The organism is Streptomyces sp. NPDC000410 (genome assembly GCF_040300305.1).
Taxonomy (GTDB): domain Bacteria; phylum Actinomycetota; class Actinomycetes; order Streptomycetales; family Streptomycetaceae; genus Streptomyces.
In genome coordinates this window covers 19008-28866 of record NZ_JBEPDM010000066.1, presented here as the reverse complement: position 1 = coordinate 28866, position 9859 = coordinate 19008, and the positions used below count along the sequence as shown (strand labels likewise).

General features: G+C 71.3%; 9 protein-coding genes and 1 pseudogene. 3 read left to right on the top strand and 7 right to left on the bottom strand.

Annotation, left to right across the window (positions count from 1 at the left end):
* Positions 1 to 216: pseudogene (locus ABT342_RS34675) on the bottom strand (hypothetical protein); the annotation flags it as partial.
* A 310-nt stretch (positions 217 to 526) separates the two neighbouring features.
* On the opposite strand from ABT342_RS34675, the gene ABT342_RS34670 reads away from it, so the two are divergent.
* Positions 527 to 1660, top strand: a complete 1134-nt coding sequence (locus ABT342_RS34670; RefSeq protein WP_351582565.1) for a hypothetical protein — start codon at positions 527 to 529, stop codon at positions 1658 to 1660.
* Positions 1661 to 1833: 173 nt separating this feature from the next.
* Here ABT342_RS34670 and ABT342_RS34665 read toward each other — a convergent pair whose 3' ends face one another.
* From ABT342_RS34665 to ABT342_RS34645, 5 genes are all read right to left on the bottom strand, one after another.
* Entirely contained in the window at positions 1834 to 2256 is a 423-nt protein-coding gene (locus ABT342_RS34665; RefSeq protein ID WP_351582563.1) for a DUF7144 family membrane protein, read from the bottom strand.
* Between the two features lie 43 nt (positions 2257 to 2299).
* A complete protein-coding gene (locus ABT342_RS34660; RefSeq protein ID WP_351582561.1) occupies positions 2300 to 2710 on the bottom strand; it encodes an SHOCT domain-containing protein in 411 nt (136 codons plus the stop codon).
* A gap of 180 nt (positions 2711 to 2890) precedes the next feature.
* Positions 2891 to 3088 carry a DUF8691 family protein gene (locus ABT342_RS34655; protein ID WP_351582559.1) on the bottom strand — a complete coding sequence of 66 codons (198 nt, stop codon included), beginning with the start codon at positions 3086 to 3088 and terminating at the stop codon, positions 2891 to 2893.
* A 122-nt stretch (positions 3089 to 3210) separates the two neighbouring features.
* Positions 3211 to 5934, bottom strand: coding sequence for a winged helix-turn-helix domain-containing protein (locus ABT342_RS34650; protein WP_351582558.1), 2724 nt, complete (start codon positions 5932 to 5934; stop codon positions 3211 to 3213).
* Positions 5934 to 7535: an MFS transporter gene (locus ABT342_RS34645; protein ID WP_351582557.1), complete on the bottom strand. Its 1602-nt coding sequence runs from the start codon at positions 7533 to 7535 to the stop codon at positions 5934 to 5936. The genes ABT342_RS34650 and ABT342_RS34645 overlap by 1 nt, the downstream gene beginning before the upstream one ends.
* 364 nt (positions 7536 to 7899) lie before the next feature.
* Between ABT342_RS34645 and ABT342_RS34640 the strand changes: the two genes are divergently transcribed.
* A complete protein-coding gene (locus ABT342_RS34640; protein ID WP_351582555.1) occupies positions 7900 to 8217 on the top strand; it encodes a hypothetical protein in 318 nt (105 codons plus the stop codon).
* A gap of 225 nt (positions 8218 to 8442) precedes the next feature.
* The gene (locus ABT342_RS34635) at positions 8443 to 8757 is read left to right on the top strand and encodes a hypothetical protein (RefSeq protein WP_351582553.1); all 315 of its coding nucleotides are present in this window, start codon (positions 8443 to 8445) and stop codon (positions 8755 to 8757) included.
* Between the two features lie 140 nt (positions 8758 to 8897).
* Here the strand turns inward: ABT342_RS34635 and ABT342_RS34630 are convergent, their stop codons facing one another.
* Positions 8898 to 9833 (bottom strand): NADP-dependent oxidoreductase, encoded by a 936-nt coding sequence (locus ABT342_RS34630; protein WP_351582551.1) that lies wholly within the window; start codon positions 9831 to 9833, stop codon positions 8898 to 8900.
* Between the last annotated feature and the right edge of the window lie 26 nt (positions 9834 to 9859).

The window sequence follows — 9859 nt, the reverse complement described above, 5'->3', positions numbered from 1 at the left end:
CCACCGCCCCGGGCCCCAGGAGAGCGTGCAGTCCAGCAGCGCCCGGCTCTCCTGGCCCGGATCGAGCATCGTGCCGTACTCCTCCAGCGCCCCGGCGCTGTTCCCCGGCACGAAGCCCCGCAACTGCTCACCGGGCAGCAATCCCGCGCAGGCCCGCTCCAGTTGATCCAGATTGGCCGCGCGCTGCTGCGCCCGACCCGCCGAGAACCACACCACGACCCCGGCGACGACGGCCGCGATCGTCCCTCCGACCAGGCAATGTACGCCCCCGTATACCGCGCATTCCGTACCCTTTCCCCGCTGATCCGGCCGAGGACGCTATCAAACTTGCTTGTCACGGGTGACACCTGTCCTTACGACGGCAGGCAGTGACCCGGCAGACTGCCGGATCCCGGCATGGTGACCGGGGACAGCCACTGAGAACATCACGGGAGACGACTGCGGCCCCGTCGGGTTTGGCGCGCAAGGCACATGCGACGCTGGTCGCTCTGTTGCGGAAGTGGTGTCCGGGATAGCGGGGGAACACATGGAAGATTGGGCATCGCGGCACCGTAAGTGGCTGTGGAGCCTGGCCTGTGCGGGGCTCGCACTGGTCATCGTCGGGTTCTCGGTCCGTACGCCGGTGAAGGAGTGGTGGCTGGCACGTGAGGCGTGCGGGGGCGCCTTGCCCGGTGGCGACCTGACGACGGTACGGAAGGACGTGCGACTCGGCTCGGAACAGGAGTCCTTCGACAAGGATCTCGGCGAGTACCACTGCCTGCTGAGGAGCGACGCGGACCAGGTCGTGGTCGCGGTCGACGCCCATCCGCCCGGAGCGGCCCGCGACGAGGAGTTGCGGTTCGTCGGGGCCTACTATCCGCCGCACGCCGTGCTGCCGGGCGGTCTGCCCGGATTCGAGGACCAGCACAGCCGGGTCTTCCTCATGCCCGAGTGCCCGAACGGCATCAAGGGCCCGCTCAGGAAAGACCATCGGGTGCTGGTGACCACATGGACCTACTTCGCTGAGAGTCGCGAGGAGAAGGCGGCCATGCTGCGGCTCGCGGTACGGATGACGAACGAAGTGACTACGAAGCTCGGTTGTGGTGGCGAGCCGCTGCCCGCACCGAAGGACGGTGCCGTCCCGGACACCGGCCGGTTCGTGCCCCGCGCCGATGCGAAGGACACCGCCTGCAATGCGCTTGCCATCAGCCGCGTCCCGGCGGAGGGCCGCGACGGGGAGGTGCGCATCGCCATCGCTGACGGCGGCATCGTGGGACGGTGCACCCTGTACGCGTCGAAGGACGACGACGACAGTGACCGGCGGGGCCGACGGCTCGTCGAGCTCACCAGTTGGCGCGGTGACTGGGGCACGAACGTACACGATGGGGGCTCCGGCTTTGACCCGCTGCCGATGGGCGCCGGTACCTGGAAGCCCGCACTGACCGAGTACCGAGCATGGGCCGTCGCCCGGTGCGACGGCGAGAACGCCGGTTTCGCCGCGCACTGGGGCGACGACAGCCGCCCCCGCGAGGAGCGCGAAAGGGGCGGGAAATACCAGCCTCCGACCGAGGCAGAGAAGCAAACGCAGCGAGTCCTGCTACGCGAGTACGTAGCGGCGTTCGCGAAGGACCAGGTCCGGCGCGGGCACTGCACCGGGTTGGAACTGCCTGAGAGTCCGTGAGACCCGTTCTCGGAGAGTCCCGTGGCGGGAGGGTGCGGGGCGGCGCGCCCCCGCACCCTGATCCGAGGGTCCCACCCGCCCCACCGTAAGCCGCAGGTGAAGCAGCGACCCCGCCTGCGGCTTCGGTGTTTTCGGGTCCTGTACGCCCTCGGCCGGGGGCCGGCCCCGAGCCCTCACCCCGTCATGTCCTCCGGACTGACGACGCACAGGGCCCAGATGCTGACGGCGCACAAGGCGATCACGATGAAGGACCAGAAGGGGTAGTACGGCATCGAGAGGAAGCTCGTAATGATCATCACGCCGGCGATGATCACGCCGCCGATCCGTGCCCACAGGGGCGCCTTGAAAAGGCACACCCCCACGGCGAGGGCCAGCAGGCCGAGGATCAGGTGGAACCAGCCCCACCCGGTCAGATCGAGCTTGAAGACGTAGTTCGGGGTCTCCACGAACACCTCGTCCTCGGTGATGCCCATGATGCCCCGGCAGACGTCGAGGAAGCCGACGATGATCAGCATGACCGCGGCGAACACCACGAGCCCGCTGGCGACGGTCCGGGTCGTCTCGGAGTGGCGCGGTGTTGTCGGTGACTGTGCCATGGCGGTTCCTCCGCTCTCCTGTGGGTCGGCCGGGAGGCAGAGGTCAGCTCAGGAGCTTCTGCTTGGCCCGCTCGAACTCCGCCTCGGAGATGTCTCCCTTGGCCTTGAGCTCGGAGAGTTTGGCGAGCTGGTCGACTCCGCCGCCGGCACCGGCGGCCGTCTCCCGGATGTAGCTCTCGAACGCGGACTGCTGCTCACGTGCCTGCTGGATCTCGCGCCTGCCCATGTCCCGGCCGCGGACGATCACATAGATCAGGGCACCGAGGAAGGGGATGATCAGTACGAGGATCAGCCACCCCGCCTTCGCCCAGCCGTTCATCTCGTGGTCGCGGAAGATGTCCACGATGATGCGGAACAGCAGCATGAACCACATCACCCAGAGGAAGATCCACATCACGGTCCAGAACGCCCCCAGTAGGGGATAGTCGTACGCGAGGACCTGGTAGCTCTCCATCGCTCTCCTCCTGCCATTCACGCGCCGTCCACGGGCGGGCGTACGGCGTCGGGTCGTTTCCAGCATCGGCCCGCCCCGTGGTGTCCGTGCTCACCCGCCGCGGGTGATTCCGGGTGGCGGCCGGACCGCCGTTCCGGTCCCATCGGGATCGCGCCGGATCGCGCTCGGATCGCACCCGGATCACTCCGGGAGCTGGCGCATCTCGACGACACGGATGCCCAGGTCCTGGAACCGGGCCAGCAGTCCGTACAGATGCGCCTCATCCGTGACCGGGCCGAAGAGCAGTGTCTGCGGCGGGGCAGGCACCTTCTCCAGTTCGGGGAAGGCTTCGGTTACGGCCTTGGAGAGGCCGCCGGTGACGCGGAACTCGTATCGCATGTGCGCACTCCCCTGGGGCACGGCCGGCCTTCTCGGGCCTTTTCGCGATCGCCTGCCATGCTGTCGCGCGCGGGACGGGGCGGCATCACCCGGAGAGGGTGACATCGGCGCAGCGGGTGGTCTCAGAGCACACCGAGCTCCCGGGCCCGGCGGACGGCCTCGCTGCGACGGGAGACCGCGAGCTTGCGGTAGATGCTGCTCAGATGCGTCTTGACCGTATTGGCGGACACATGCAGCTCCGAGGCGATCTCCTCCGTCGACATCATCTCCGCCACGCACCGGAGCACCTCCACCTCCCGGTGCGTGAGCTGCTCGCCGGGGGCCGGGCGGGGAGGGGCGTCGGCGGCCTCGGTCCGGTGGCCGAGCAGGCGGCGTATCCGGGGACCGGACTCGGTGAAGGGGCGGCGCATTCCTTCGGGGTGGGCCGTGCTCAAGGCCTGGCCGAGCAGGCGGTCCGCCGTGGCGGTGTCCCCGGCCAGGGCGGCGATCCCGGCCCGGAGCAGCCGGATCCGGACCTGGGCGGCGACACCGCCACGGTCCTCCCCGCCGCCCTGACGGGCGAGCGGCGCCAGGAGCCGCGCGGCCCGATCCGCGTCTCCCCCGGCCAGATGGGCCTCCGCGAGCGCCAGGGTGTGGGCCGGGCCGCCGGGCGGGGCCGCTTCGAGTACGCCGATCGCGGCCCTGGGCGCGCCACGCGCCACATGCACGGCGGCGCGGGCGATGGCGACGCGCTCGGCCGGCCACGCGGCGGCGGCCGCGCCGTCCGGCGGCGGCCCGCCGTTGAGGGCCGCCAGGGCGGCCTGCCAGCTGCCGGACGCCAGGCAGAGCCGGGAGCGGATGACCGCGCTCTCGGTGGCACAGACCGGGTCGTGCTCGGCGTCGGCGGACTCCGCGGCGGTGCGGAGGTGGTGCCCCGCCGCGTCGGGTTCGCCCCGTTCCGAGGCGACGGCGGCCAGCGCGAGGGAGCTGTAGGCGCTGCGTCGGCCGCGCGGGATGCCTCCGTCCTCCGCGACGGCGAGCGCCTGCAGGGCGTGCCGCTCGGCCTGTCTCAGGGCGCCCAGCAGGCTCTCGGTGAAGGCGAGTTCGCTCAGACAGCGATGCCGCAGGTCCGCGGTGGTGTCGGCCGCGCAGCTCCGTACCGCGTGCGTCAGGGCGCCGAGGGCCTCGCCGAGGCGCCCGGACCGCAGCAGCGTCCGCCCCAGCCCGTAGCGCCAGAGGGCTTCGATCTCGGTGTGCTCCGTGAGCAGGTCCGGCGGCGCCTGCTCCAGCAGCTCGCTGATCTCGTGTGCCGCCGCGTCCGGGTCGGGGCCGGCGAACAGCCGCAGGAGCGACCGTGCGAGCCGCACCGCCGCGGGCGGCTCTGCCTGTGCTCCCGCTCGTGCCGCCGCCGCCAGCTGGTCCTCGGCGCGGCCGAGGTGCGTCCGGCAGGCCTCCGTGTCGTGCCGGGCCAGGGCGAGCGCCGCCGCGACGAGTGCGGGGGCCGTACCGGGCTGGTCGGCGGGCATGTCTATGAACAAACGTTCAAACCGCTGGGTGTCCGGGCCGGTCAGCAGGCGGCCGATGGCGAAGTGGTCGACGACCAGCCCGGCGGCCTGGTGCCACGCCCCGGCCGCGGTCGCCTGCTCCGCGGCCTCCAGGAGCCTCCCGGACTTCTCGAACCAGTCCGCCGCCGCACGGCGCAGCTGCGGTTCCAGGCCGGGCAGGTCGTGGCGCAGATGGGCCCGGAGCACCTCGGCGAACAGGGGATGACACCGGTACCAGGCCGTGTCCCCGATCCGTTCGAGGAAGGCGTTGTCGCGGGTGAGCCGGGCCAGGATCCAGTCGGCGTCCTGGCGCCCGGTGAGGGCGTCCGCGAGCTGGGGGTGGATCCGCTCCAGGACGGCGGTGCGCAGGAGCAGATCCCGGGTGCCGTCGGGCTGGGCCTCCAGGACCTCGTAGAACAGGTACTCGGCGACGGCACTCTCGGAGGCGGCCAGCGACCGGGCGAACCCGTCCGGGTCACCGGCCTGACCCACGGCCAGGGCGCACAGCCTCAGCCCGGCGGCCCAGCCCTCGGTCCGCAGACTGAGGGCGCCGACACTGTCGTCGCGCAGCGCCAGGCCGTGGCCCTTCAGCAGCGTCGCGGCCTCCTGCCGGGTGAACGCCAGGTCGCTGCCGCGGATCTCGCGCACCCTGTCCTCGGCGCGGTACCGGTGCAGTGGCAGGAGCGGGTCGACGCGGCTGGTCAGCACCAGCCGCAGTCGCCGTTCCGTGTGGCCGAGCACGAAGTCCAGGCCGGACGCCACCTCGCGGTCCGGCAGCCGGTCGAGCCCGTCGAGCACCAGGACCACCGGGTGCTCAAGACCGCTCAGCGCCGCCGCGAGCCTGATCAGAAGCGAGGGGTCGACGGTGTCCGGCTGTGTCGGCACCGCGACCTCGTCGGGCAGCGGCACCCGTCGGCGGAATGCCTCGATGACGTAGGTCCAGAACGTTCCGGGGGCCCTGTCGGGGCCCTCGACGGTCAGCCACACGACCGGTCCGGGCGGTGTCGCGAGCGTGGCCCAGGAGGCGGCGAGTGTGGTCTTGCCGGCGCCCGCGGGCCCCGTGATCAGGGTGAGCGGACCGGCTGTGCCAGTGCTCAGCATGTCCTGGAGGCGTTCTCGGGGCACGAAGATGCCGGGCAGCGCGGGCACGGTGAACTTCGCGACCAGCAAGGGGTCGCCGTCCGGTCCCCTCCGGGATCCCGGGTCGCCGTCCGGTCCCCTCCGGGATCCCGGGTCGCCGTCCGGTCCCCTCCGGGATCCCGGGTCGGCGGACGATCCCGCCGCGCCGACCGGGGCGCGGCCGACCGGCGGGCGGCGCCCCATCAGCGCGTCGCTCCTTCGCCGCGCACCTTGGGCATCCTGCCCACGGGCAGGTGCCGGGTGAGCGGGAAACTGGCCAGCGTGATGCCGGCCGTCGCCAGGATGGCCGCCTTCAGGCTGCCGAGTTGCGCTTCGGCGTAGGAGCCGACCAGGGCGTCCGTCTCGGCCGGTGGCAACGAGGCACTCTCGGCCGCGGTCCGTACCTGGTCGGTACTGACGAAGCTGACCCCGGCCTCCAGGGCGATGCCGGTCTGCTCCCGTGCCGCGTCCGAGATCGTCGGATGGTCCTCGATCTGCGTCGTGAACGCATGGACCAGGGCGCCGATGAGGAGGGAGCCGATGAGCGCGGTGCCGACGGAGGAGCCCAGGTTCTGCGCGGTGTACTGGAGGCCGCCGGCTTCGCTGCGTTCCGACTCCCCGACGCTGGACTGGACGACGTTGCCGAGCTGCGAGGCGAGCAGGCCCATTCCGAGACCCAGCACGGCCATCGCCAGCGCGAAGGAGAGATCGTCGATACGGGGACCGATGGTGGCGAGCAGCCACACGATCGCGACGAACAGCACCGCGATGCCGATCCGGACCACCGCGCGCGGGCCGGCGATCCTCGCGAGGACCGAGCCGCTCATGGAGGAGATCAGCATGGTGACCGAGACCGGGAGCAGCCGCAGCCCGGTCTCGAACGCGTTGAATCCCTGCACGACCTGGAGATAGAGGGGGATGACGAAGAACAGCCCCAGCAGGATGAGGTTCTGACTGAGCAGCATGCCCAGGCCGGAACGCAGGGGCGGATTGGCCAGCAGCGCGAACCGGACCAGGGGCTGGTCGCCGCGTGTCTCCACGTGCCGTTCCCACGCCCGGAACAGCCCGAGCAGGACCGCGCCCGCCGCGATGACGAAGACGGTGAGCGAGAAGCCGAAGATGGTGACGGGGGAGTTGCGGGGTTTCAGCCAGCCCCAGGAACTGCTCTGCAGGACGCCCAGGACGACGCAGGCCAGGCCGGCGGCGGACAGTACCACACCGAAGGTGTCGAGCCGGGGCCGGGGGACCGCCCGGGGGTCGTCCTCGATCCACCGGATGCAGCAGAGGATGGCCGCCACCAGGACGACCTCCGCGGCGAACACCAGACGCCAGGTCAGGTACGTCGTCACCCAGCCGCCGACCAGCGGTCCGACCGCGATGCCCGCGCCGGCCAGTCCTCCGATGACCCCGTACGCGACGGCCCGGTCCCGGCCCCGGTAGGAACCGGCCACGAGGGCCGCGAGGGCGGGGAGGACCAGGGCGGCACCGAGCCCCTCGATCACCGACCAGCCGAGCGCGAGCACCCACAGGGTCGGCGCCAGCGCGGTGAGCGCGGATCCCGTGGCGTACACGACCAGTCCGATGCCGAAGACGCGGCGGCGTCCGAACATGTCACCCAGCTTCCCGCCCGTGATCATGAAAGCGGCCATGATCAGGGTGTAGAGGGTGATGACGGCCTGGATCGCGGTGACCTCGGTGTCGAAGTCCTCGACCAACTGGCTGATCGAGACGTTCATCACCGACGTGTCCAGCACCATGAGGAACTGGGCCGTGCCGAGGACGATCAGGGCCCGCCAGCGCCTCACCGCGCGACCTCTCCGGGTCTCACGGCGCGACCTCTCCCACGACCTCTCCAGGGGAGACCCTCCGGACGCCGAGGGGTTGATTCCTGCTCACGTCTCCTGCCTCCGTCCGGAACGCGGCGGGCTGCGCCCCATGCTCACCGTGCGCCCGCCCGCCAAGTGCCGCAACCGGTGTCCCGGGCGTCGCGGACCGTACGCGGAGCCGGACGGCGTCCTGGCGGAGTCAGGGGAGTGAAAGCTCGCGATTCCGGTTAGCGGCGTGGAGCGAAGTGGGACGAATGGGGATGTTCCATGGCTTGGCGTGGCCGTAGCTGTTCCCTCGGTTACGGATCACGGCCATGCCGACTCTGACGGAAGTGAGGATGAAGTGCGCAAGCTTCGTAAGGCCGCGCTCGTGGCGGCCATGGTCGGGAGCGTCAGCATGTTCGGGGCCGGCGTTGCCTCCGCTGCCGGGGACGGTGGCGACACCGAGGTCATCTACTGTGAGGCCAAGGTCAACAATGTGTCGGTCGGTCTGGTCAACATTCCGAACCTGAGCCTGGGGCTGCTCTTCGGCGACGCCAACCCGGCGACCACGAACGCCGTCCAGCAGACCTGCGGTGAAGACAACCTCTCGGGACAGGCCGCCGGCGCCAACTCCGGCTCGGGCAGCGTCCTGGACGGCCTCCTGGGTGGTGGGTCCTGAGCGCAGGGACCGGCTTGATGCCGCAACCGGTGTCCCGGGCGTCGCGGACCGTATGCGTGGCCGGACGGCATCCTGGCGGAGTCAGGGGAGTGAAAGCTCGCGATTCCGGTTAGCGGCGTGGAGCGAAGTGGGACGAATGGGGATGTTCCATGGCTTGGCGTGGCCGTAGCTGTTCCCTCGGTTACGGATCACGGCCATGCCGACTCTGACGGAAGTGAGGATGAAGTGCGCAAGCTTCGTAAGGCCGCGCTCGTGGCGGCCATGGTCGGGAGCGTCAGCATGTTCGGGGCCGGCGTTGCCTCCGCTGCCGGGGACGGCGGCGACACCGAGGTCATCTACTGTGAGGCCAAGGTCAACAATGTGTCGGTCGGTCTGCTCAACATTCCGAACCTGAGCCTGGGGCTCGCCGGCGAAGCCAACCCGGCGACCACGAACGCCGTCCAGCAGACCTGCGGCGAACACAACCTCTCGGGACAGGCCGCCGGCGCCAACTCCGGCTCGGGCGGCCTCCTGAACGGCCTCCTGGGCGGCGGGTTCTAAGCGCTGCGATCGGCTTGACACCGCAACCGCACTCGCGGAATCGCCGCGAGTGCGGTTGCGGTATGCGTGCGGGAGGGCCTGACTCCACAAGGTCCGGGCGGGCCTGGCTCCACGACGTGCGCGATCCGGGGCGCCGCGCCTCACTCGACGACCGTGAGGACGATCTTTCCGGTCGTACGCCCCGACTCGCCGAGCTCGTGCGCCCGGCCGGCCTCCTTCAGCGGCAGCACCGCGGCGATCTCCGCACGCAGCAGGCCCGCCTCGACCAGGGCCGTGATCTCCTTCAGGCCCCCGTGGTCGGGCTCGACGATCGTGAAACCGGCCCGGCGGCCGAGCGCGGCGGCCTCGTCCGCGAGGTGGGCCTCGGCGGGGGAGGCGAGGGAGACGACCATGCCGCCCTCGCGCAGGGTCCTGAGCGAGCGCGGACCGTACGCGCCGCCGATGGTGTCGATCACGATGTCGATGTCGCGGGCCGCCGATACGAAGTCGGTCTCGGAGTAGTCGACGACCTCGTCGGCGCCGAGGCCGCGGACGAAGTCGTGCTTGGCCGCGCGGGCGGTGCCGATGACGTACGCGCCACGGGCCTTGGCGATCTGGACGGCGAGATGGCCGACGCCGCCCGCCGCCGCGTGGACGAGAACGCGGTGGCCCGGCCGTACCCCGGCGGTGTCGACGAGCGACTGCCAGGCGGTGAGCCCGGCCAGCGGGAGGGCGGCGGCCTCGACGTGGGAGATGCCGGCGGGCTTGCGGGCGAGGTGGCGGGCCGGGGAGGTGACGTACTCGGCGTACGTGCCCGCCGCGGCGGGCAGCCGCGGCATGCCGTACACCTCGTCGCCCGGCCGGTACATCGTGACGCCGAGCCCGACGGCCTCGACCACGCCGGACACGTCCCAGCCGAGCGGCACCGGGGTGTCGTGGAGCAGGCCGCCGGTCGAACGGTGCCACCAGTCGGTCGGGTTGACGCCGGCCGCGTGGACCTTGACGAGCACCTCCGAGGGGCCCGGCTCGGGGCGGTCCACCTCGGAGAGCTTGAGTACCTCGGGGCCGCCGAGCGTGTCCTGGGTGATGGCGAGCATGGTGCCGGTTCCTTCCGTCCGTGGCG